This window comes from Haloterrigena salina JCM 13891 (genome assembly GCF_000337495.1).
Lineage (GTDB): Archaea > Halobacteriota > Halobacteria > Halobacteriales > Natrialbaceae > Haloterrigena > Haloterrigena salina.
Genome location: NZ_AOIS01000058.1, coordinates 1 through 22,844, shown reverse-complemented (window position 1 = coordinate 22,844; position 22,844 = coordinate 1). Strand labels below are relative to the sequence as shown.

General features: G+C 60.5%; 16 protein-coding genes and 1 pseudogene. 12 read left to right on the top strand and 5 right to left on the bottom strand.

The window, feature by feature from the left end:
* The first annotated feature begins 452 nt into the window (after positions 1 to 452).
* Positions 453 to 1,400 (top strand): polysaccharide deacetylase family protein, encoded by a 948-nt coding sequence (locus C477_RS17585; RefSeq protein ID WP_008895880.1) that lies wholly within the window; start codon positions 453 to 455, stop codon positions 1,398 to 1,400.
* Positions 1,401 to 1,409: 9 nt separating this feature from the next.
* Positions 1,410 to 2,513 carry a GNAT family N-acetyltransferase gene (locus C477_RS17580; protein ID WP_008895879.1) on the top strand — a complete coding sequence of 368 codons (1,104 nt, stop codon included), beginning with the start codon at positions 1,410 to 1,412 and terminating at the stop codon, positions 2,511 to 2,513.
* Positions 2,514 to 2,581: 68 nt separating this feature from the next.
* On the opposite strand, the gene C477_RS17575 is transcribed toward C477_RS17580, so the two are convergent.
* From C477_RS17575 to C477_RS17555, 3 genes are all read right to left on the bottom strand, one after another.
* Complete coding sequence (locus tag C477_RS17575; protein WP_008895878.1) at positions 2,582 to 4,333, bottom strand: lipopolysaccharide biosynthesis protein; 1,752 nt, start codon at positions 4,331 to 4,333, stop codon at positions 2,582 to 2,584.
* Between the two features lie 1,242 nt (positions 4,334 to 5,575).
* A complete protein-coding gene (locus C477_RS17560; protein ID WP_008895875.1) occupies positions 5,576 to 6,463 on the bottom strand; it encodes a 3-hydroxyacyl-CoA dehydrogenase family protein in 888 nt (295 codons plus the stop codon).
* A 208-nt stretch (positions 6,464 to 6,671) separates the two neighbouring features.
* Positions 6,672 to 7,811, bottom strand: a complete 1,140-nt coding sequence (locus C477_RS17555; RefSeq protein ID WP_008895874.1) for an acyl-CoA dehydrogenase family protein — start codon at positions 7,809 to 7,811, stop codon at positions 6,672 to 6,674.
* Between the two features lie 301 nt (positions 7,812 to 8,112).
* Between C477_RS17555 and C477_RS17550 the strand changes: the two genes are divergently transcribed.
* The 3 genes from C477_RS17550 (at position 8,113) to C477_RS17540 (ending at position 10,987) form a co-directional block, all read left to right on the top strand.
* Complete coding sequence (locus tag C477_RS17550; RefSeq protein WP_008895873.1) at positions 8,113 to 9,276, top strand: acyl-CoA dehydrogenase family protein; 1,164 nt, start codon at positions 8,113 to 8,115, stop codon at positions 9,274 to 9,276.
* A 234-nt stretch (positions 9,277 to 9,510) separates the two neighbouring features.
* Positions 9,511 to 10,275, top strand: a complete 765-nt coding sequence (locus C477_RS17545; RefSeq protein ID WP_008895872.1) for an IclR family transcriptional regulator — start codon at positions 9,511 to 9,513, stop codon at positions 10,273 to 10,275.
* A 256-nt stretch (positions 10,276 to 10,531) separates the two neighbouring features.
* Positions 10,532 to 10,987: a DUF3006 domain-containing protein gene (locus C477_RS17540; protein ID WP_008895871.1), complete on the top strand. Its 456-nt coding sequence runs from the start codon at positions 10,532 to 10,534 to the stop codon at positions 10,985 to 10,987.
* 170 nt (positions 10,988 to 11,157) lie between these two features.
* Here the strand turns inward: C477_RS17540 and C477_RS17535 are convergent, their stop codons facing one another.
* Positions 11,158 to 11,934, bottom strand: a complete 777-nt coding sequence (locus tag C477_RS17535; protein WP_008895870.1) for an IclR family transcriptional regulator — start codon at positions 11,932 to 11,934, stop codon at positions 11,158 to 11,160.
* A gap of 523 nt (positions 11,935 to 12,457) precedes the next feature.
* Complete coding sequence (locus tag C477_RS17530) at positions 12,458 to 13,993, bottom strand: aldehyde dehydrogenase family protein (RefSeq protein WP_008895869.1); 1,536 nt, start codon at positions 13,991 to 13,993, stop codon at positions 12,458 to 12,460.
* Between the two features lie 213 nt (positions 13,994 to 14,206).
* Between C477_RS17530 and C477_RS17525 the strand changes: the two genes are divergently transcribed.
* From C477_RS17525 to C477_RS24975, 7 genes and pseudogenes are all read left to right on the top strand, one after another.
* The gene (locus C477_RS17525; protein WP_049914654.1) at positions 14,207 to 14,938 is read left to right on the top strand and encodes a helix-turn-helix domain-containing protein; all 732 of its coding nucleotides are present in this window, start codon (positions 14,207 to 14,209) and stop codon (positions 14,936 to 14,938) included.
* Positions 14,939 to 15,025: 87 nt separating this feature from the next.
* Entirely contained in the window at positions 15,026 to 15,865 is an 840-nt protein-coding gene (locus C477_RS17520; protein ID WP_008895867.1) for a proline dehydrogenase family protein, read from the top strand.
* A 523-nt stretch (positions 15,866 to 16,388) separates the two neighbouring features.
* A complete protein-coding gene (locus tag C477_RS17515; RefSeq protein ID WP_008895866.1) occupies positions 16,389 to 17,840 on the top strand; it encodes a sodium-dependent transporter in 1,452 nt (483 codons plus the stop codon).
* A gap of 2 nt (positions 17,841 to 17,842) precedes the next feature.
* Positions 17,843 to 18,166 (top strand): hypothetical protein, encoded by a 324-nt coding sequence (locus C477_RS17510; RefSeq protein WP_049914653.1) that lies wholly within the window; start codon positions 17,843 to 17,845, stop codon positions 18,164 to 18,166.
* A gap of 94 nt (positions 18,167 to 18,260) precedes the next feature.
* Positions 18,261 to 19,259 carry a proline racemase family protein gene (locus C477_RS17505; RefSeq protein WP_008895864.1) on the top strand — a complete coding sequence of 333 codons (999 nt, stop codon included), beginning with the start codon at positions 18,261 to 18,263 and terminating at the stop codon, positions 19,257 to 19,259.
* A 902-nt stretch (positions 19,260 to 20,161) separates the two neighbouring features.
* Positions 20,162 to 21,073, top strand: coding sequence for a DMT family transporter (locus C477_RS17500; protein WP_049914652.1), 912 nt, complete (start codon positions 20,162 to 20,164; stop codon positions 21,071 to 21,073).
* Between the two features lie 371 nt (positions 21,074 to 21,444).
* Positions 21,445 to 22,040 (top strand): annotated as a pseudogene (locus C477_RS24975) (sodium:solute symporter family transporter); the annotation flags it as partial.
* Positions 22,041 to 22,844 lie beyond the last annotated feature (804 nt).

Here is a 22,844-nt window from a genome sequence, read left to right as displayed (position 1 = left end):
ACGATATCTGCGGTAGTGTAACTATTTCAAAGCCGAAACGTTGGCCCGCGGGGTCGTCGCGAATACTTGATCCACGAGCAACTGACGCCGATAATGGTGAGTATCACGCCGTCAACCCGTCGCTCGGCCGGTCACTGCCACCCAACTGTACGAGATCGATACGGTCTGAACGGGGGCCGCGATTCTCGTTTATGAGTTCGACAAACGGTACGCGGTTCTATCACTTCTGATTGATTTTCTCTACAGCAATCAAATTTAGACGCTAAGTATCTGTGTAACTGCTACAACCGAATTTAATGTCCGGGAAAATATGGGCGATAGTCTCGATGACTCACTCGACATGAGTTGCCAGTACGCCGTATCAATTACACGACGGATCCGGTCCGACTCCAATCAGACGACGCACGTTCGGTTTCGATCAGCGATCGCGCACGGATCGCGCACGTAATCAGATGGGATCGGTCGTCATTTCCCTCGATGCAGAAGTCGGCTGGGGATTTCACCACGACGAATCCGTGTCGGAGACGTTTCTTCGCAACACGCGCCAGAACTGGCGTCGCCTCCGAGAGCTATTCGACGCGTTCGAAATTCCGGCGACATGGGCGGTTACCGGGCATCTATTCCTGCGCTCGTGTACTGACAGACACCGGAACCACCCCGCCGGCGAGCGATGCTGCCAGAAATCGATCGAAGACCTTCCCGCGACCGATATCTGGTACGGAGCCGAACTCGTCGACGACATCGCGACTGCCGATATCGACCACGAAATCGCCGGTCACGGGTTCACGCACGTTCACTTCGACCACGATCGAATGGACGAAGCGTTCGCAACTCGAGAGATCGAAAACTGCGTTCGTGCCGCGTCGCGCCGCGACCACGACCTGTCATCGTTCGTCTTCCCCGTCAACAGGATCCGACACCGGGACACGCTCGCGGCACACGGTTTCGACTGTTATCGCGGTACGAACCCGCTCCGCGACTCGCAGAGTACGCTGATGCGACAGATGACGAAGCTGTCGAGCGCGGCGGTCGGAAAACCGGTGCCGCCGATCGTCGACCCGTACGTCGACGACCACGGCCTGGTCAACGTGCCGGCGTCGATCTACCTGTTCAACTTCGAAGCGAAGTATAGAAAACTGTTTTCCGCGTTCGGTGAGGATCCGGTAGTCAAACAAGTGAAATCCGGGCTCGACCGCGTTGCCCAAACGGACGGCGTGTTGCACATGTGGCTTCACCCCCATAACCTCCGGACGCCGGCGCACTACCAACGGCTTCAATCGATTATGGGATACATCAACCGTCGTCGAAGCACGGACGGCCTACGCGTCGAAACCATGGCCGAGGTCGCAGACAGGGTGCGAAACGAGAGTCGACCGGGATCGACATTCGAGAACAACTAACGTCTATCGATGACCAATTCGGACCCGTACGAGATCCGACAGTACGAACCGGCCGATAGGGACGCGTTTCTCGACCTGTTCGCCGACGTACTGGGCGGGCGAATGGGCACCGACTGGTTCACGTGGAAGTACGAACGGAATCCGTACGTCAACCACGTTCCGATCCTGGTAGCACAGCGAGACGACGAACTCGTCGGCGCGCGGGCGTTCTTCCCGCTTCGCCTCGCCGCGGGCGACGACGAGTTCAGCGCCTTCCAGCCCTGTGATTCGATGGTCCGTCCCGAGCACCAGCGTCGGGGACTCTTCACGCGGCTGACCGAGCGGGCGATCGACAGATACGACGACGCGGATCTGTTCTTCAACTTCCCGAACCACCGCTCGCTTCCGGGGAATCTCAAACTCGGCTGGCGGGTCGCGAGCGAGCGAGAGACGTACTACCGAATCCAAAACCCGACCGCGTGGCTCCCTCAACTCGAGCCGGTCGAGCCGATCGTTCGATCGCTGGCGAGCGGGTACGTCTCGATCCGGGATCGATTCGCCGATCCGACCGATGCGGTCGAACTCTCGCGGTACGATCGCGTGCCATCCTCGCTGCTCGCGACGCTGGCTTCGTCCGAGACGATCCCGGAATTTCACGTCGTTCGCGACGAAACGTTCTACGAGTGGCGATTCGCGAATCCGCTCTGGACGTACCGCACGATCGTCGCAACGCGGGACGGAGCGCCCGTCGCAGCGGTCGTCTACGGTCGACGGGATCGAACGAGCGGTCCGACGGTCGCCCGAATCCTCGACGTCCTCCCGCTCGCAGCGGGGACGAGTTCGTCCCCGTTCCCGTCCCGGCAGGCGACACTGGCTGCACTCCTTGACGCGGTGCTTCGAGAAACCGGCGATGCGGACGTCATCGCTGCTCCCGGGTCGGTGGTCCCCCGGTCAGTGTTGCGGTCGCGGGGCTTTCACAGCGACCAGCGAGCGCCCCTGAAGTGGGGCACCTCGCCGTCGACGCACGTCGTCAGACCGGCCGGGACACCGCCGCTGGACTGGACGCGGTCCGGAGCCCAGCTCGCGGACGGCGCGAACTGGCGACTCGCGTTCTGCGAGGTCGATAGCGGGTGAGGGAACCTCGTTTTCGGTGACCGCGTTCGGACGCTCGGTCACCGAGCGGGAGGCCGAGAACGAACCCGTCACCGTCCTCGTCGGAGTTCGTCGATCAATTGCTCGATCGTCTCCTGTTGGCTCTCGAGGCGATCTCTATGCCGTTCGATCCTGGTTTCGATGGTTTCCAGTCGCTCGCGAACGTCCGAACTCGAGCCCACGTTGCCTTTTGCCGCCGTGTTTCGGTCTTTCGGTTGCTGTCTCTCTCCGACGGGTGACGCGTCATCGGCTGGGAACTCGTGGCCATCCGCTCCGCGGTCATCGTCGACACCGTCGAATTTAGCACGGAGGGTAGAGCCGAACGAACCGATCGGGTCCGGTGCGGTCTCGAGGGGGGTGATAACCTCGTCGAGGTCGAGCGCACCGACGACGATCGCGGCTACGAGAAAGATCGCTGCACCCATCGGAGGGACGATGACCAGTGAGACGATCGAATCCCCGAGAAGTCGTGCCAGTAGGCCGATCGGAAGCGCAGCGACTCCGCCCGCGAAAATGACCCGCGGAATCCGCGCACCGGTGACCGGGTTGAACCCGATTTTTCTGGCGCTCCAGACGTGAAACACGAACATCGTCCCGTAGCTGATGCTCGTCGCGGTCGCCGCACCGTACATTCCGTACTGGGGGATCAACAGTGCGTTGAGCACGATGTTGCCGACCGCCGCTGCACCGGTCGAGGCGATCAGCACGTGCAGATCGCCTTTGCCCTGTCCGATCGCGAGAATCGGTCGCGCCAGCGCGAACCCGACACAGCCGGGAAGCAACAGGAGAATCGGACCGTAACTCGCGATGTACTCGTCGGGGTACACGACCGGGAGCGCAACCGGGGCGAGCGTGCCGATTCCGATTGCGAGCAGTAACGTAAACAACAGCGTGTACCGGGTAACGCGAGCGGCGAGCGAGTTGATCCGCTCGTGGTTGCGATTCGACCAGATATTCGAGGTCGAGTGCAAGAGCACGTTCTGTAACGCCAGCGGGACGATCCAGAGGAACTCCGCGATCGTGAGCGAAATCTTGTAGTAGGCGGTTTCCTGCGTCGTCCCGAGCACCCCGAGCATCATGACGTCGAGTTCGTACAGCGACGTCAAACAGAGGATCAAGACGATGCTGAGCGCATTGAAGGTGAACAGTTCGCGGCGCGGAAAGTCTTTCGGCGGAATCTTGGCGAGCGCGGTTCGCAGCGACACTGTTCGGTTAATCAGTGCGAGCCCGACGATCGAGGTCGTGACCGCGCCAGTCATGTGGCCGATCAGTACACCCTGAACGCCGTGGCCGCGGAATGCGAGGCCGACGCCGACGACGATGAACAGGATTTTGTCGAGGAAGAGCAGCGGTTCGGAGTAGCGCTCGAGACCGAATCCCATGAGCGTCCGCCGCGTGTACTCGCGGAACTGGGAGGTGAACACGAGCAACGAGAGGAGATAGAAGTACGTCCGATACGACGTCCCGAGTCGGGACGTTACGATCCCCGTTTGCGCCGCGAGAGCGAGTCCTAAACACCCGATCGCCGCGAGTAGGATCGCCATCCGGAGATAGAAGCCGACGACGTGTTCGTCCCAGTGGGCCCTGTCGCGTTCCTCCGCGACGTACTTTCGGACGCCGTCGCCGACACCCGAACTGACGAAGATCATGTATATCGCAAAGATCGACATCAGAATCGCGTAGTCGCCGTACCCCTCTCCCAGAAACCGGGTCAACAGCGGTGACGAGAGGAAATCGAGACCGATGAGGAGGAACTTGATGCTGACAATCGAGAGAAACCCGCGCGTGATGCTTCGTTTCATGCCTCGTAATGCGATCGTCGTGATGCGGCGGCGTCCGCGCCGCGCGTGATCGGTTCGGTCGGCGTGTTAAGCGCCGGCGTGGGCTCGCCGACTCCGACTTGCAGGTCGGACGCGTCGACGGTGCGACGAAAGCGACCGGCGATGATTGGACGCACGCAGTCGATGGAAACGGCGGCGAACTCGTTCGCGTGCGCTAGACGCCGTACGTTCGACCGCTGGAACGGAGAGAGTGACGACCGACCGGACAGATCCATCGACCGTTCGTAGTAATCGTTCTGGGATTATTATACAGCAAATAAACAGTTGGAGCACCGATTTGCCTGAATTCAGCGATGGCCATCCCGGTTGGGGAGGCGGACCGCGAGAGTCTCGTCGCGAAGACCGTCCCGCGAGCGGCTGGCGTCGCCCTCGCATTCATTCCCCGAAATACCATAAAACAATCATATATATTCCAAAGACATTTTTCAACACGACTTTCGAACGTCGAAACATCGTAAAACGAACGAAGCGGCGGAGTATGGGCGAATAAGCCGATTATACCGTCGAATCCTGCTAACTACCAGAGTCAGTCATGAAAGGTTTTAATTCCGCCATAATATCCGTTCGAGGCCTCTAAAGGGCGAAATTATAACGTCCTCGATCGAGATCGATGGCACAGCATTAAAAGTATAATAGAACAGAATGGAACGAGATACTCTAACTGATGTAGAATATTATGTCGTCTCACTACTCGCCGATGAACTCCGGCTCGCGGCTCTCGAGGGACGGCTCGATTCCCTCGTTGTCGTCTTCGATCGCAACCGGCCGAACGGTTCGGCTCGGGTTCGAACACCGTCCGCGAACGCTCCTTCAGAGCGCTCTTCGCGGCTCGAGACGATCGGGTTCGGTCGCTGCCGACGCCGAACTCCGAATTCGTAGACACCGTCGAGCTCGTCTCCGTCGACGAGGCTGATCTCTTTCCCCTCTGCGGCGGCGATGAGTTCGTCTGAGAGGCACCCCAATCCTGGAACTCGATCACGTCCTACCGGTTAACGAACGCGCGCGAGCCCACCCGCCGGTGGAGACGAGCACGCAAATTGCGTCCGCCGCCGCGGCCACGGCGGCCCGTTAGTTCGGTGGGGACCCGCTGATCGACGCCTCGGGACGTTCGTGCGTTCGATGGCGACTGTCGTCACCGGTCTGGGTGCCCGCCAATCGGGAAGAAGACCGCTTCGAGAGTAGCGTCGAGCGCGCCGAATCCGATCATTCGTCCGTACCCCAGTCGCCGCTCGTGCCGACGCGCTCGCCGTCCTCCCAGACGTAGTAGCCCTCGCCGGTCTTCTTGCCGAGGTTGCCAGCCTGGACCTTCCGGCGTAGGGACTGTGGCGGCTTGAACCGCTCGCCGAGTTCCACCCGAAGGTGTTCGGCGATGTGCAGGCGGACGTCCAGCCCGACGTGGTCGGTCAGTTCGATCGGCCCCATCGGGTGACCGTAGCCGAGTTTCATCCCCTCGTCGATGTCGGCCGGGCTGGCGACGCCCTGTTCGACCATCCGGATCGCCTCGAGGCCGAGGGCGACGCCCAGCCGCGAGGTCGCGAAGCCGGCCGTGTCGCGGACGACGACGTCCTCCTTCTCGATACTCCGCACGTAGTCGACGGCGAAGGCCTCGGTGCGTTCGTCGGTCTGCTCGGCGATCACGATCTCGACGAGGTCCATGATGTGGGGCGGGTTGAAGAAGTGCAGTCCCACCGCGCGCTCGGGGCGCTCGAGCGCGCTGGCCATCTCCGTCACGGAGAGCGAGGAGGTGTTCGAGGCGATGACCGCGTCCTCGTCGGTCGCCGCCTCGACGTCCGCGAAGACGTCCCGCTTCAGGTCCATCTCCTCGGGCACCGCCTCGACGACGAGGTCCGCGTCTTCGACGGCCGCCTCGAGGTCGGTCGTCCCCTCGATGCGCTCGAGCGTCTCCTCCATCTCTTCCGCGGTGAGCTTGTCCCGATCGACGCCGCCCTGGAGGTTGGTTCGGATCCCCTCGAGGCCGTCCTCGACGAGGTCCGCCTCGATATCCCGCAGGACGACGTCGTGGCCCGCCATCGCCGAGACCTGCGCGATTCCGTGCCCCATACTGCCCGCTCCGAGGACTGCGATTTGCATACGTGAATCCACAGCGGAAACTGTCAAAAGCGTTCCCGTTCGGACGACCGCTTCCGGGCGAGAAACGACTGCTCGAGGACGCGATCGGACCCTGATCGCTACGCTCGAGTGACGGGACCTGATGGGACCGACCGGCTACGGCGAAGATACGAGCAGCCAGTCACTGTTCGCCGGCAAGGCAGATGAAAAACGGATGAGAGCGAACGACCTAGAAGATTTGGTCGGCGATGATGTTCTTCTGGATCTCGCTGGTCCCCTCGTAAATCTTCGTGATGCGAGCGTCGCGGTAGTACCGTTCGGCGGGGTAGTCCGTGACGTAGCCCGAGCCACCGTGGACCTGGATGCCCTCGTCGGCGACCTCGACGGAAATCTCGGAGGCGAACAGCTTCGCCATGCTCGAGTACTTCGCGGCGACGTCCTGGTTGTTCTGTTCGACCTGACTGGCGGCGCGGTAGGTCAGCGAGCGGGCGGCCTCGACCTTGGTGGCCATCTCGGCGATCTTGTGCTCGATGGCCTGGAACTCCTTGATCTTCTGGTCGAACTGCTCGCGCTCGTTGGCGTACTCGACGGCGGCGTCGAGCGCGCCCTGGGCGGCGCCGACGGCCTGCGCGGCGACGTTGGCACGACCGGCGGCGAAGAACTCCATCAGCTGGTAGAAGCCCTTGTCGACCTCGCCGATGACGTTCTCCTCGGGGATACGGACGTCGTCGATAACGACCTCCGCGAGGTCGGAGGCGCGGATCCCGAGTTTGTTGTCGATCTTGTCGGTCGTGATGCCGTCCCAGTCCATCTCGACGAGGAAGGCGGTGATGCCCTTATGGCCCTCACCGGGGCTCGTCTTGGCCATGAGGACGCCGATGTCGGCGACGGTCCCGTTGGTGATCCACATCTTGTTGCCGTTGGCGACGTACTCGTCCCCGTCCTTCTCGGCGACCGTCTCGATCCCGGCGACGTTCGAGCCGTGTGCGGGCTCGGAGATCATCGACACCGACGCGATCTCGCCGTCGGCGATCTTGGGCAACCACTCCTCTTTCATCCATTCGTCGCCGAACTCCATGATCATGCTCGAGCCGAATCCGGCGCTGCCGATCGCGGAGCCGATCCCCGGATCCGCACGCCAGAGTTCCTCGGTGACGATGGTACTGGCTATCTTGTCCATCCCGGCACCGCCGTACTCGAGCGGGATGCTCGGCGCGACGAAGTCGTACTTGGCGGCCTTCCGGCGGAGGTCCTCGGGGTACTTCCCTTCCTGGTCGTGTTCCTCGGCGACCGGTTTGATCTCATTCTCACCGAACTCGCGGACGGCCTCGCGAATGGCCTCGTGTTCGTCGGACAGCGTAAATGCCATATGCTACTGCTCGACTGCGGGAACCAAAATAGCTTCGATATATTCAACAGTTGCAAAGTATTCTCGATGCAGTTCTAACTTTGTTAAGTGAGTTCGCGCGAAAGGTCGATCCCGCTAGCGAAACGGCCGTGCCCCCTGTTAGACAGCCACCATCCCTCCTCGAGTACGTTCGCGGCGAGATCACTCGGCTCGAACCCTCCGGTCCGCGAGGACCACAGCCCGGAATCGATGCTCCCTCGAGACGTATTCGTCGGACGGAACGTACCGTAATACCTATGCGGACATTGGTAGAGTATCACGTATGCTGGATTTCGTCGATCTCGAGGCGGACCTCGGTCAGGAAGAGCGCATGATCCGCGATACGGCCCGGGAGTTCGTCACGGAACACGTCAAGCCCGACATCGGCGACCACTTCGAGAACGGGACGTTCCCGAAAGAGATCATCCCGAAGATGGGCGAGCTCGGCTTCTACGCCCCAAACCTCGAGGGCTACGGCTCGCCGAACGTCTCCGAGACGGCCTACGGCCTGTTGATGCAGGAACTCGAGGCCTGCGACTCCGGGCTGCGCTCGATGGCGTCGGTGCAGGGCGCGCTCGTCATGTACCCGATCCACGCCTACGGGAGCGAGGCCCAGAAGGAGGAGTGGCTCCCCGCGCTCGGCCGGGGCGAAGCCGTCGGCTGTTTCGGCCTCACGGAACCCGAACACGGCTCGAACCCGTCGGCGATGGAAACCCGCGCCGAGTGGGACGGAGACGGCTACGTCCTCACCGGCTCGAAGACCTGGATCACGAACTCGCCGATCGCGGACGTCGCGGTCGTCTGGGCGCGCGACCGGTCGGATCCCGACACCCCGGTCCGCGGCTTCCTCGTCGAAACCGACCGCGACGGCGTCTCGACCAACAAGATCACCGAGAAGCTCTCCCTGCGCGCGTCGATCACGGGCGAGATCGGACTCAACGACGTCTACGTTCCCGAGGAGAACGTCCTGCCGGGCGTCTCCGGAATGAAGGGGCCGCTCTCGTGTCTCACACAGGCCCGCTACGGGATTGCCTGGGGCGCCGTCGGCGCCGCGCGCGACTGCTTCGAGGAGGCCCGCCAGTACGCCACAGACCGCGACCAGTTCGGCGGCCCGATCGGCCGCTTCCAGCTCCAACAGCGCAAGCTCGCGGAGATGGGAACCCAGATCACGTTGGCCCAACTGCTCGCCTACCGTCTGGCGGAACTCAAGGAGCGCGGCGAGATGCGACCGCAGCACGTCTCGATGGCCAAGCGAAACAACGTCCGCACGGCCCGCGATCAGGCCCGGATCGCCCGCGAGATGCTCGGGGGTAACGGGATCACCACCGACTACTCGCCGATGCGCCACATGGCCAACATGGAGACGGTCTACACTTACGAGGGCACCCACGACATCCACACGCTCGTCCTCGGCGAGGAGTTCACGGGTATTCCGGCCTACCAGTAGCGTCTCGAGACGCCCGTCTCGAGGCGATTCCGAGACGGAAACCCCGTTACGAACAGGGAGCGATCCGCGACGCTTTCCCGCGCTCTGAAATACCTATCTCGTGATACGGGATATCAATTCCGGAACTCGAAAAGAAGAAAATCATCTCGTTACAGCGAAGTCGAGCGTTCCGCAGTTCTGCAACCGCGTTTCACTCTCCGGAACATTGAACTAGTTAGTGACGGATATACGCGTATGGAGACGGACGAGGGCGACGAAACCGACGCGGGCGTCTCGACCACGCGGAAGACGTTCGCGATCCTCGAGGCGCTCGCGGAAACGGACGGACTCACGATCACGGAACTCACCCGCCGGACGGGACTGAGCAAGAGTACCGTCTACCGCCACCTCGCGACGCTGACCGACATGGGGTACGTCGTCGAACGCGACGGCGAACACTACATCGGCTTCCGACTGCTCGAGATCAGCGAACAGGCCCGCAACCGGGAGACGGGGTACGCGGCCGCGAAGCGGACGGTGTTCGAACTCGGGCAGGAGACGGGCGAGCGAGCGGTCTTCACCGTCGAAGAGCGCGGCGAGGCCGTCTACCTCCACCGGTACGGAAGCCGCTCGAACACGTTGATCGGCGAGCGGCGACCGCTGCACACGCTGGCCTCGGGGAAGGCGATCCTCGCGGAGTGGGACGACGACGCCGTCGCCCGGTTCGTCGCCGAGACGGGCCTCGAGGCGATCACGGACAACAGCATCACCGACCCCGACGAACTCCGCACCGAACTCGAGGCGATCCGCGAGCGCGGCTACGCCGTGAACGACCAGGAACACATGGACGGCCTCCGCGGGGTCGCCGTCCCCGTCTACACGCCCGACGACGACCTGCTGGGCGCGTTGGGCGTGTTCGGCCCGACGAGCAGATTCAAAGACGAGGCCCTCCACGAGGAACTGCCGACCCGACTCCGAGACAAGGCCGACGAGATTCGGGTGACGCTCGCCTACGGCTGATTCCCGCGTCCGACCGAGTCGACCGCTATCGGTTCGAAGCGGCGTCGAAACGGCGTCGAAGCGACGGTCACCTCGAGAATTTCTCCGTCGAGAGCCCGATTTAGCACGGTCAAGTAGCGACTCCGAACCGAGCCGGAACGCCGCCGGCCGTTCGGTTTCGTCTCCGTGTGGTTTCACTATACGGAACGAATGGATCGTATAGAGAGACTACCACCGCCGCCGCACCTTTATCAGTGATCGCGCGGCCAACGGGGGTATGTTGACGCGACAGCACTCGACGCGACGAACGGTCCTTCGAACGCTCAGCTCGCTCGGACTGACATCGGTCGCCGTCGCCGCGACCGCCGGTGCCGACGGCGACGGCAGTAGCAACGGGGCCGCCCCGTCACCGCCCGCGAACGGCGCTCGCTCGAGGTCGGCCGCGGCCGATTGCGGATCGGCCGACGTGGATCGCTATATCGCCACCGTCGACCGAATCGTCGGCGGGAGATATGTCGTTCTCCTGCTCGAGGATGACGGCGAACTCGTCGATCAGCACGTCGCGCCCCGATCGACGCTCGAGTCGGTCGAGGAGGGCGATATCCTGCGCGTCGTTTTCAAGGACGGCGACCTGCTCGTGGCGCAGCGACTCCCGAAACGACCCGGACGGAGCGCTTCGGAGCCGTCGTCTCAGGAGCGATTCGATTCGCTGGCCAGCGACGGGTCACCGTAACGACGGTCGTCGAAGCGGTGGCTGGCCGGAGACAACTCCGGCGGTTACGGCGTCACCCGTAGCCGCTGCTTTTCCTCAGAACCACCAGTAGCTACCGTTCAGTCGGCTGTTAGCCGTAAGCGCTCCCCGTTACCGACCCATAATTACACACATACGCATGTAATGTCCTGTTAGAATAGTTCCGTTTCGAGCGCGTCGATCTCGTCGACTAGCAGCTGACCGATCTCCTCGGTCGTCGACTCGTCGACGGCCATGCGGTACGTCGGGCCGCCGATCGAGAACGCGCCGACGACCTCGCCGTCCGGACTCGTTATCGACGCGCCGATGGACCGATACCCCTCGATCAGCTCCTCGTTGTTGGTCGCGTACCCGCGCTCGCGAATCGCCTCGAGTTCGTCGAACAACGCCGCCTCGTCGGTGATGGTTTCGTCCGTCGTCGCCGGGAGTCCCCAGCGACCGATGATCTCTCGAACGCGCGCTTCGGGCATCGACGCCAGGATCGCCTTGCCCGAGGCGCAGTTGTGCATGTAAAACCGGTTCCCCGCCCGGAAGGGTCCCGACTCCGACAGTCCCCGGGGGGTCGACTCGCCGATAGCGTACTCGAGGGAGTACGCGCGACCGTTCTCCTCGACGATGAAGTCGGCCTCGTTGCCCGACTTCTCCGAGAGGGAATAGACTCGCCGCCGGGTCGCCGCGTACAGCGGGTTTCGATCGCGCGCGTGTTCGCCGAACGGGAGAAACTGGAGGCCGACGTGGTAGGTATCACCCTCGCGGACGAGAAATCCCTCCTCGACCAGCGTGTGAAGGTGGTTGTGAATAGTACTCTTCGCCACCTCGAGCTGGTCGGCGAGCTCGCTCAACGTGGCGCCGTCGTTGTCGCGAACCGTGCGAACGACTGCGAGCGACGTTTTCGTCGTCTTGACTGGGCGAGGTGCGTCGTCCGTCATACGTCCTCCGTGGGAGCGCTCCGACATAAGCGTTCGGAATGTGTGAATTCGGTCGTTGTCGTGTCGGAGAAATTGTATCGGATTTCCGCGTATATTTCTCTAATAAAGGTGGGAAATAACTTGATTTTGTCCGTATATTAACATTCGATCGTGCGACTGATAGGTATTCTGTCGGGCACTCAGCAGCTATCGACCGGAAAGACGCTCGAACAGCGACTACGTTCGAAATGTGTGAATAGACGGTGGCGATCGGCTACCGTTTCGATCGAGTTCGGGGAATCATCATCCGCTACAGATCAGTATCAATATCGAACGTTCACACATTCGAAACAGACTACTGAGAACGAGTCGCAACTGAGAATCGTCGACCAGGCTCGTGCGGTAGCGTCGACTGAGTGTGATCAGTGCTGATCGGGAGCCGCCCGCCCGAGACTAATCAGCGCCGCAGCGTCCCATCCAGCCGCAGTGTCGACACCACTCCGCCGAGACGGCGGTCGACTGACCGCAGAGCGGACAGCTCCGCTCAGTCATCGTCGGTCGTGATGTCCGCGGACAGTCCCTGGGCCATCTCGATGTCCTTCGAGTTGTTCAGCGTCCAGGCGGTGCGCTCGGTGACGGCCTCGATCACTTCGCGGCCGCTCGGGTAGCCGTTGCCGGATTTCTTGACGCCGCCGAAGGGCAGGTGGACCTCGGCGCCGATACACGGCAGGTTGCCGTACGCGAGTCCGACCTCGGCGTTGTCGCGGTAGTAGTTGACCTCGCGGTAGTCCTCGGAGATGATCGCTCCCGCGAGCCCGTACTCGGTGTCGTTGTGGATCTCGACGGCGTCCTCGATGTCACCGGAGTACTCCATGAGCGCGACGTGGGGACCGAAGACCTCCTCCTGGGTACAGCGGAGGTCGGCCTCGTGATCGGCCTCGTAGACGAACGGGCCGATCCAGTGGCCGTCCTCGTGGCCGTCCGGAATCTCGTCGTCGCCCAGTTCGTCGCGGTCGACGAGCACGTCGACGTCCTCCTCGCGGGCGAGTTCGTTGTACTCGAGGACCTTCTCCTTGTGCTCGCCCTCGACGAGCGGACCCATGAAGGTGTCTTCGGCCAGCGGGTCGCCGACGGCGACGTTCTCGGCGACGTCGACGAACCGTTCCTTGAACTCGTCGTAGACGTTCTCGTGGACGATCAGGCGCTCGGCCGAGACGCAGCGCTGTCCGGTGGTCTTGAACGAACTCATCACGGCCGAGTGGACGGCCGTATCCAGGTCGGCTTCGTCGGTGATGACGACCGCGTTCTTCCCGCCCATCTCGCAGGCCGCGAGCTTGCCGGGCTGTTCGGCGACGGTCTGGCCGACCTGCTGGCCGACCTCCGCCGAGCCGGTGAAGAGGACGGTGTCGACGCGCTCGTCCTCGACGATGGCCTCGCCGGCGTCGCCGAAGCCTTGGACCATGTTGAAGACGCCGTCCGGGATGCCGCTGTCCTCGAACATCTCGGCGACGATCTGGGCGCACCACGGCGTCTGCTCGGCGGGCTTCCAGACGACCGTGTTCCCCTCGACCAGCGAGACGGCCATGTGCCAGAACGGGATCGCGACCGGGAAGTTCCACGGCGTGATACAGCCGATGACGCCGCGGGGCTTGCGGCGCATGTAGGCGTCCTTGCTCCCGATCTCGCTCGGGACGACGTCGCCGTGGGGGTGGCGGGCGTTGCCCGCCGCCCACTCGACCATGTGGGCGGCCTCGACGACGTCGGCCTTCCCTTCCGAGATCTCCTTCCCGCACTCCTTAGTGACGATCTCGCCGAGCTCGTCCGTCCGCTCGCGGAGTTCGTGGTAGATGTCCCAGAGGTACTCGGCGCGGTCGATGTGGGAGAGTTCGCGCCACTCGTCCTGCGCTTCTTCCGCCGCCTCGAGGGCGGCGTCGACGTCGGCCTGGGTCCCGCGGTGGAAGGTCCGCAGGGTCTCGCCGGTCGCCGGGTTCTCGCTTTCGAAGGTCTCGTCGCCGTCCCCGTCGGTCCACTCGCCGTTGATGTAGTGCTGGTCAGGCTGAGCTGTCGTCTGCTGACTCATACGGTATGAATGATGGATCATCGCGGAATAACCACGGCCTCCCATGGTCGGGAACGCCCGCCTCCCCCGGCGATCGGTGCAAAGGACGTCTCTCAACCCGCGTTTCAGCCACCAACGCGATGGAATCGAGCCGATCGGCGGCGAACTAACGCGCGTTATCGCTATTCAGTATGTTTATAGTGCTCACACGGAACTAGCGAGTAGAGCCGACCCATGAGCAGCACGAGTCCGACGACGACTACGACAGGGTCTCCGGACGGCACACGACTCACACTCGAGATCTGGCATCCGGATTGTTGGGGCTTGCAGGCGACCGAGGCGGTCGACGCCGGTCTGCTCGTCCACACCGTCCACCGCACCGTCGAGGACGCGGTCAAAGGCCACTTCACCGTGTACGCCGATACGACGAACCAACTCGACGAGTTCGTCGCTTTCGCGGATGAGTCGCCGCTGACCCACTCGACGGTCGAACTCGGACAACGACCGACCAGTACGGCACCGAACCCGGGGAACGCGACCCGCGAACTGTTCGTCGAGTACGAGCCCGAACACAGCATCAGCGACGCGCTCGTCTCCCACGGCTTCATCCACGATGCGTCGGTGCGTGTCGAAGGCGGCGTCGAACACTGGCCGGTCTTCGTCGCCGGTGGCCGCGACGAGATCCGGAACCGACTCGAGGCGATCCGGACCGAGACAGACGCGGAAATCTCGGTCAGCCGGGTCGCCACGCCCGACGGCGGCCCGTCCGAGACCGCCGACCGGACGGATCGTCTCACGCCCCGACAGCGCGAAGCGTTCGAACTCGCCTGCGAGCAGAACTACTACGCCTGGCCCCGCGAGATCAGCACGCGCGAACTCGCGGACGAACTCGGCGTCTCGAAGACGACGCTGCTCGAGCACCTCCGGAAGGCCGAAGCGAAGTTGCTCAATCCCGACGACGCCTGATCGCCTCCGCCGTTTATTCCGACACACACTAAGCAGAATCTTTTGGTCGGGTATCGATTTAGGGGGGTTCCGTACCAGCGATTGGGTATGATTCCCCCGATTGCGAGCCGGTTCGTCGCCGGCACGTCCGCATCCGGTGCACTGGATCACGTTTCCGACTGTAATCGAGACGGAATGGGCGGCATCCTGAACCTCCTCGGCGAACACTACCACGAACCCGAACCCGCGGCCGAAGACGCCGACGAATACTGCCATCTCGCCTCCCAACTGGCCGAGCGCGACCTGAACGGGACCATCTCCGTCAAACCCTCCCAGATCGGGATCGACGTCGGTCCGGACGTCTTCACGGCGAACTTCGAACGAATCGTCGAGGCCGCGGCGGCCGAAGACGTCTTCGTCTGGTGTGACATGGAAGACCACACGACGACCGACACGACCCTCGACGCCGTCGAATCCGCGGCCCGCGACCACCCGGACGGCGTCGGCGTCGCGATTCAGGCCAACCTCACGCGGACGCGCGACGACCTCGAGCGACTCGCCGACGTTCCCGCGGCGGTCCGTCTGGTCAAGGGCGCCTACGACGAACCGTCGTCGGTCGCGCTCGATTCGAAGGCGGCCGTCGACGAGGCCTACGAGGACCACCTCGAGTTCCTCTTCCGCGAGTTCGATCACGGTGTCGCGGTCGGGAGCCACGACACGAAGATGCTCAAGACCGCGGTCGACCTCCACAAGGAGTACGGCACGCCGTTCGAGATTCAGATGCTCATGGGCGTCCGCGAGGACGCACAGCGAGAACTCGCCGAGAAGGGCTACGAGGTCAATCAGTACGTCCCCTACGGCGACAAGTGGATGCAGTACTTCTACCGCCGTGTCCGCGAACGGAAGGAGAACGCGCTGTTCGCGCTTCGCGCCGTCGTCGGCGTCTGATGGAGTGGAGTCAGTAACGCCGAGGAAACGCTCCTACTGACGACAGCGCACAAGATCCGTTTCAGACGAGAGACGAGACTACTCCTGTCGGTTCACGAATCATCGAGTACGTGCGCTCAGCGTACGCGGCGTTCACCGTTTTAGTCATTGATCGCTGAGCGCACCAGTCATCGGCAACACAGACGTCTGTGCGTAATCGTCTAGTGCCACGATCTGTTGTTTGCTCAGCGAGGCGCTGATAGATCGAGGACCCCCACACTGCCCTACGCGTTCTTCGAATGTACCGATTTTGAGACCGATACGATGGGGGATCGAACGATTTCACGAGATATTGCATGACAGTCTGACCAGCACAGAGCACTGGCTGGTCGTCTACACGACCCCTACAACTATTTTTGGAATCACCAAGTACTGGAGGATCGATCCTGATTACAGCATTCGAGCAGGCGGTTTGATGTAACCATGTCCATGATACGAGAACAGGAAGGTTTATACAACCGTATCATTCATGTTTTTTCGTAGCATGGAAGAAGATACAGGACTCGCCCGTGATCAGTGGGCAACACGGTTCGGTTTCGTTATGGCACTGATCGGGGCTGTGGTGGGGTCTGGCAACATCTGGCGAATGCCGTACGTTGCTGGAATGAACGGAGGTGGGGCGTTTCTGGTTATATATCTCGTCCTACTGTACCTCATCGCCGTCCCTGGATTGATGGCAGAAACGCTTCTCGGCCGGTACACACAGAGGGGAGTCATTGGTGCGTTTAAGAACTTCCTCGGAGAGGGGTGGTCCGAAGGGTTGGGCCTCGTAGTCGTCATCGTCAATATCGGGTTGATGTCTTACTACGCCCCGGTAATCGCGTGGACAATCTACTATCTGGCGCACGCGGTACTGGGAACGTTCTACCAACCAGGATTCGATCCCACGGCGTTCTGGGCCGCGTTCTCTGGGTCACCACTGTTAGTGGTGGGACTGCACACGTTAGTTGCGGTTCTAGTCGGATTCGTCTTACTTTTCGGTATCTCGGATGGTATTGAACGAGTCGTCAAATGGATGATCCCGGCTTTGGTGGTGACGCTGTCCGCAGTCGCTATCAAAGGACTAACGCTCCCTGGAGCGATGGAAGGGCTCGCGTTCGCGTTCAATCCTGAGTGGGAGTACATGACCGATGCAAATACGTGGATTGCTGCTCTCGGTCAGGCACTCTTCTCAACCGGGCTGGGATGGGGTATTGCGCTCACTTACGGTAGCTATCTCGGAAAGAACGACGACGTCCCGCTCGGCGGCGGCCTGATCACCGCGGTTGGGAACACGAGTATCGGTCTACTCGCCATCTTTACCGTGTTCCCTGCCGTCTTCGCGTTCGGTCTGGAACCGACTACGGGAGCTGAGTTGACCTTCGTTTCGCTCGTTTCGATCTTCCCGAGTATGACCGGCGGCTACATCTGGGGCCTTCTGTTCTTCCTCGGCTTCCTGTTCGCCACATACTCGTCCGGCCTCGGTATCACAGAGGTCGGGGTAACGACGGTCAAAGAAGAGACGCGTCTGACGCGTACTCAGTCCGTGATAGCAGTTGTCGGCGCTTGGTGGCTGCTCGGAATTCCGAGCGCGTATTCCTCCGAGTTCCTCGGCTGGATGGACTTCATGTTCGGCAACTTCGGACTCCCGCTCGCGACGTTGATGATACTCATCCTTGTCGGCTGGGTGATCGATTCGAAACGCGCTCGCATCCTCGACTTAAATCATAACAGCGACGTCTATATCGGCTCTTACTGGGATCCGATCATCAAATACGTGATTCCGACCGTAATGGTCTTCATTATGGGGTATTACTTCGCAACCAATATCGAGGACCCGCGGGCAATCAGCGGTCTCGCCCTCATGGGTGGTCTTACTATCGGGAGTATCCTACTCATGCAGTTCATTCGGAGAGGAAAGACGAATGAACCCGCTCTGACGCCAGGAGGTGACTAATAATGGCGGAGACATTAACTGCATTCGGTTGGGTCGTCATGCTGTCGATGATCATTACCCTGTGGTGTGCTTCCATAGTGGCTCTCAGGAAAACCCTTTCCGAGGAGGACAAAAAAGCCGAGTTAATAACCAAACAAGGGGCGATAGAGAGCTACTCCCCGCGCGCTCTGTTCGAACTCCGTGAGTGGATCGAGAACCACCCGAACGACCCGTATCGTGAGATCGCGGTCCAGCGGTACAACGAGTGTGTTGAGACTCTAAAAGAGATCGACGAGCCGTTTTACGACTGGAACGACTCTCAGATATCCGACTTAGAGAGACTATAGGTTGCCGTTGCGGATCTGACTGCCGTCTTTTTCAGTGGCACTGCGATCCCCTCGGGAGCGCAATCATTATACTCGAACTCGCGGATGGTAGGATATGCAGTCAGACGTGCTTATCGAGTCGATCGACACGCATACGGGTGGCGAGCCAACTCGCATCATCACTGGCGGCCTCAACCGAGAAGTGTTCGAGGGCGGAACGGTTCAAGAGCAACGCGATAAGTTCGCCGAAGAATTCGATCACTTACGTGAGTTCCTGCTGAAGGAGCCACGGGGCCATGACGATATGTTCGGGGCGATTACGGTCCCACCCTCTCGTGACGACGTAGACCTCGGATTATTCTTCATGGATAATGGGGGGTACCTCGACATGTGTGGGCACGGGACTATGGGCGTCGTGACTGCATTGATAGAAACGGGACGACTAGAAGCGAAATCACGGTTACGAATCGAAACGCCAGCAGGTGTCGTCTCAGCGCGTCCAGAGATGAGTGAGGACGGAAGGGTCGACCGAGTTGCGGTCCAGAACATCACCTCATATATTGTTGATAACGTCGAAGTTACCCTGTCGCTTGGCGGCAGAACGGTCGTAGTACCGGTAGACGTTGTCCACGCTGGTAATGTGTTCGCACTTGTCCCTGCGTCCGCAGTTGACCTCGCAGTCGCGACAGAGAATACGGACAAATTCGTGGAATTAGGCCTTGAAATCCGGAGGACCATCAACCAAGAGTTCGACCTTCGAGACCCACTTTCTGGAAAAAGTACGACAGTAGATATTACGGAGTTCTACGAGTCAGACAACGACGCCGACCGAAACGTCGTTATTTTCGGCGAAGGGCAAGTCGATCGTTCCCCGTGCGGATCCGGGACTTGTGCCAAAATGACCCTTCTTCACGACAAGGAGGAACTCGACCTTAACGAGCGATACCAGTACGAAAGCGTGATCGGAACGCGTTTCGAAGGCGAACTCCAAGACCACGAGGACAGAGACGGCATCCGCGTGATGACATCGGAGGTTGCTGGATCCGCGTATATCGTCGCGACCCACACGTTCTTACGTGATCCTGAAGACTCAGTTCCGGGTTTTAGCGTCTAGACCCGTTATCACACCGATACTGAGAAATTCGGATCAAACGACGTTAGAGAGGATCAGTAAGTCGATGGGGTTGGATCGGAGCGGATTCGGTTGTCCAGAACCAAAATTTCCTGCTCCACGAGGGTTGCGTCGCGGGAAAGAGTTACGAGAGAATGAGCGAATCCACTGCCCCACGCGGTAGCGGTGGATTCTCCGTTATACCCTGATTTCGCTGCTGGCCTTCCCCAACTACGGGCTCTCGTTCACCGAACTCGCGTCCATCGGACGGACAACTGAAATCCTCGCTCGTGATCAATCGCAGTACAGCGGAGCTGTCGGAGCACGAGCCGGTTCTGCCTGCACTGCGGTGATCGGATGGACGAGACCACCGGCAGCGGCCTCCCCCGTCGCGTTTGTGAGAACTGACCGCACGATCTGCGGGGAGTGTCTCGAGGCCAATGAACGCCTTCCCAGAACCCACCGACGGCGAATCGTAGATTCCTCGAGGAACGCGACGGTGAGACTGAGTCATGGGCTCGAGTGGACTCATGCGAAGCACTGATCGAATCGTTTGGTCGGTTCGGCTACTAGGTGACGCTCAGAGACGGCAAGGGGCTTCTCGACGGTACTGCGGTTTCGACATCCCGACACATATCGTGGGCCCGGCTGAGTTTCGGGAACAGAGTTAGCGGTTGAAGAGAGTGAATCTCCAGACGTGACACTGTATATCTGGTCGAGTGTTATCTCTGAACGAATTCGCCAAATTCGATATTTTCAAGACCGTGTGTGACAACGACAACAGATGGCTGTCAATCGAATGAGTACGCTAGCGACTCGAGTACAACTCGCGGGACAATGGCGCAGTGTGGTGTCTATCAGCATCTGGAGAGCTACTCCGGTTACAAAATCACGGAGAGTATAGAATGTCGACAGTGAGAGACGTTCGGGATCTGGGGCTTCTCGCACTATTATGGGGTACCATCTTTCCAGCGGCCGAAATCGGGCTTTCGACGTTTCCGCCGCTTCTGTTGATGGCGTTGCGATTCGACGTGGCCGGCCTACTGATGATCGGGTACGTCGTCCTCCGGAGTGAGGACTGGAGGCCGCGTTCACAAGGCGACGTGCTTGCGATCGTTGCTGGCGGCGTATTGTGGACTGTAATCGGCAACGGTGTCTGGTACATCGGTCAGGCCCTGACCACGAGCGTTTTCTCGGGCATAATGACTAGCCTCGTTCCGGTGTTAACAGCCGGGTTCTCGTGGGTGCTCCTTCCCAAAGAGCGCCTTCGCCCTCTCTCTATCGCTGGCTTGGGGGTCGGATTCGTCGGCGTGCTGGTTATGCTGGTTCCGTCCGGAACGATCACGTTCACCGAGGGACTGCTGGGCAAGGCAATTCTATTCGGGGGCGCGGGTGGCGTCGCGCTGGCGAGTGTGCTGATTCGATACGCCGACATGTCACTCTCCAGTTCAGTGCAAACAGCTTGGTCAGCGGCCCTCGGTGCAGTCCTTTTACACGCCCTGAGCCCACTATTTGGAGAAACGTGGAGTGGTGAGGTGCCACTGATTGCTGGCGTGGCAGTCGCCTATCTCGGTGTCATCTCGACAGTCGTCGCGTATCTGCTCTATTTTTCACTGCTCCAGCGTCGCCCCTCGTTCGAGGTGACACTTGTGATGTATGTGTCTCCTGTAGTTGCTGCAATTACCGGGTGGCTTCTGTTTAGGGAGCCAATCACGTTCTCAATGGTTGTTGGGTTCCTCCTCGTAGTTGCGGGGTTCTCACTGATGAAACGCGAAGAGATTCGGGCAGAGCTCACTCGATACGGAATCGTCGACTGACACGCACGATCCTGAATGAAAAAAGAGTGCTACTATCTACTGTGCTGTGGCGGCCACTCGCCGGAGCGGCCCGCTCGTGTTGACGCCGTTTACCGCGTACATTCCCTGACTTTCAGTGGGATCTAGCACGATCACCGCTTCGTCATTCTGTGGACCGACAATGTACGTCCGATTTTAGGTTTCATCGAAACGATGTGACCGACGAGTACGGCCGCGAGCAACTCGTGACGAGTACTAGAGACGGCTGAGTCTGGACAGATACGCTCGGAAATGTATCGGCTCACGCAACTCCGCTTGATCGACGGCCGGTCCGTACGATTGCGAGCCGGTGGTTTTCGAGGCGACGAATGACGGCCACTGTTCCGAGTATTCTAGTAGTGTTCGTCGTCTACATCGACGCCGGGTTCGACGGGCTGTACGCGCTGGCCGTCTTCGGCCAGACGGCATCGAGGACCCGAACAACGCCATGCCGCTGCTCACGCTCGAGTTCTTCGCCGCGATGCTGTCCAGCGCCGACTCGCAACTGCTCGTCGCGACGAGTACGATCGTCGAGGACTCTACCACGGCTACAGCACCCGGACGCGAGCCAAGAGACGCTCGTTCGCTACTTACCAGTACGTCACGCTCGGCCTCGGGGCAGCGAGCGTCGCCTTCGCCTTCCTCGCACAGAACACGTCGATCTACACGCTCGTCCTCGACTACGCCTGGGGCGGCCTCGGCGCGGCCATCGGTCCGACGCTCATTACGTCGCTGTGGTGGAGCGCATCACCGCCAAAGGCTCGGTTGCGAGTAGGATCGTCGGAATGCTACCGGTGATCGTCTGGATCCAGCTTTCGAGCATCCTCGAATCGTCGGACTCATGAGTGCTATCGATGGATCGGCGTTTCTCGTAGGACTCGTCACCGTCTACGGGCTCGTCCCCGCGTCCACCCTCTCGACGATCACTTTCATCGTCTCGCTCGTCACGGAACTCCGATCAATAGTCGTGTGCACTCGAGAGAGTCTCGGGGATGAGGTTCGTCCTTACGTATTGCTATAGTGATTCGAGAAACAGTACGTTCCCTATTGTATCGGACTAGTTATGTATATATCTGCGTGGCAGCTTCCACATCAGTCGATTTCGGGACTGACCGTACTGGGTGCGGTACATTCGGTCGTATTTTCGCTCGAGAAGCACAGTTTCTGCTCCGTGTTCCGGTCCACTCTTGCAAGAACGTAGGTGTAGTGTCCGTTTCCCGTACTCGGTAGCTGACGCAACTCACTACACTCGTTAACAGCGCTATCCAGTCAGGACGACGTCTCATCGGGTGGATCTCGGCTTCGTTCCTTAGTCCATTTATCGACGATTAGTTTGTAGACTCACTCGAGTCGAACCAGATCGCGAACCGGGTTCGTCTATCGATTAACGTTAACTGTAGATTAAGTGAGTAGTTTTTGAAACCGAGAGAAGACTGAAATTGATATTCTGGTGATAGTGACTATCGACATACGTTGTACTCGTACCGGCATCGCCTCTCTCACTCCGAAAGCGACCGCAGGATCGCTCTCGTATTCAGGACAATCTTAGATCGTTCTGTCGTACGAGCTACTATAACGCCAATCGGCGGGATTGAACCGCGGTCAGACCGCTATCGGTCTTGGAGGACTGCTGCGATAAATACGAGTAGCCCCGCACAGCCGGTGCTGTGCGGGGCGTGATGATGAAGTATGAGTGGATGGCGGCGAATCGGCTCTCCCAGAGGCTCGCGCACTCCAGTACTCACCGAAACGC

Excerpts from the sequence above, each read along its gene's own strand:
- C477_RS17555 (WP_008895874.1), bottom strand. The coding sequence starts at position 7,811 with ATGGCATTTACGCTGTCCGACGAACACGAGGCCATTCGCGAGGCCGTC.
- C477_RS17515 (WP_008895866.1), top strand. The coding sequence starts at position 16,389 with ATGGAAGAAGATACAGGACTCGCCCGTGATCAGTGGGCAACACGGTTC.
- C477_RS17580 (WP_008895879.1), top strand. The coding sequence starts at position 1,410 with ATGACCAATTCGGACCCGTACGAGATCCGACAGTACGAACCGGCCGAT.
- C477_RS17575 (WP_008895878.1), bottom strand. The coding sequence starts at position 4,333 with ATGAAACGAAGCATCACGCGCGGGTTTCTCTCGATTGTCAGCATCAAG.
- C477_RS17540 (WP_008895871.1), top strand. The coding sequence starts at position 10,532 with ATGTTGACGCGACAGCACTCGACGCGACGAACGGTCCTTCGAACGCTC.
- C477_RS17560 (WP_008895875.1), bottom strand. The coding sequence starts at position 6,463 with ATGCAAATCGCAGTCCTCGGAGCGGGCAGTATGGGGCACGGAATCGCG.
- C477_RS17550 (WP_008895873.1), top strand. The coding sequence starts at position 8,113 with ATGCTGGATTTCGTCGATCTCGAGGCGGACCTCGGTCAGGAAGAGCGC.
- C477_RS17500 (WP_049914652.1), top strand. The coding sequence starts at position 20,162 with ATGTCGACAGTGAGAGACGTTCGGGATCTGGGGCTTCTCGCACTATTA.
- C477_RS17535 (WP_008895870.1), bottom strand. The coding sequence starts at position 11,934 with ATGACGGACGACGCACCTCGCCCAGTCAAGACGACGAAAACGTCGCTC.
- C477_RS17525 (WP_049914654.1), top strand. The coding sequence starts at position 14,207 with ATGAGCAGCACGAGTCCGACGACGACTACGACAGGGTCTCCGGACGGC.
- C477_RS17520 (WP_008895867.1), top strand. The coding sequence starts at position 15,026 with ATGATTCCCCCGATTGCGAGCCGGTTCGTCGCCGGCACGTCCGCATCC.
- C477_RS17505 (WP_008895864.1), top strand. The coding sequence starts at position 18,261 with ATGCAGTCAGACGTGCTTATCGAGTCGATCGACACGCATACGGGTGGC.
- C477_RS17530 (WP_008895869.1), bottom strand. The coding sequence starts at position 13,993 with ATGAGTCAGCAGACGACAGCTCAGCCTGACCAGCACTACATCAACGGC.
- C477_RS17510 (WP_049914653.1), top strand. The coding sequence starts at position 17,843 with ATGGCGGAGACATTAACTGCATTCGGTTGGGTCGTCATGCTGTCGATG.
- C477_RS17545 (WP_008895872.1), top strand. The coding sequence starts at position 9,511 with ATGGAGACGGACGAGGGCGACGAAACCGACGCGGGCGTCTCGACCACG.
- C477_RS17585 (WP_008895880.1), top strand. The coding sequence starts at position 453 with ATGGGATCGGTCGTCATTTCCCTCGATGCAGAAGTCGGCTGGGGATTT.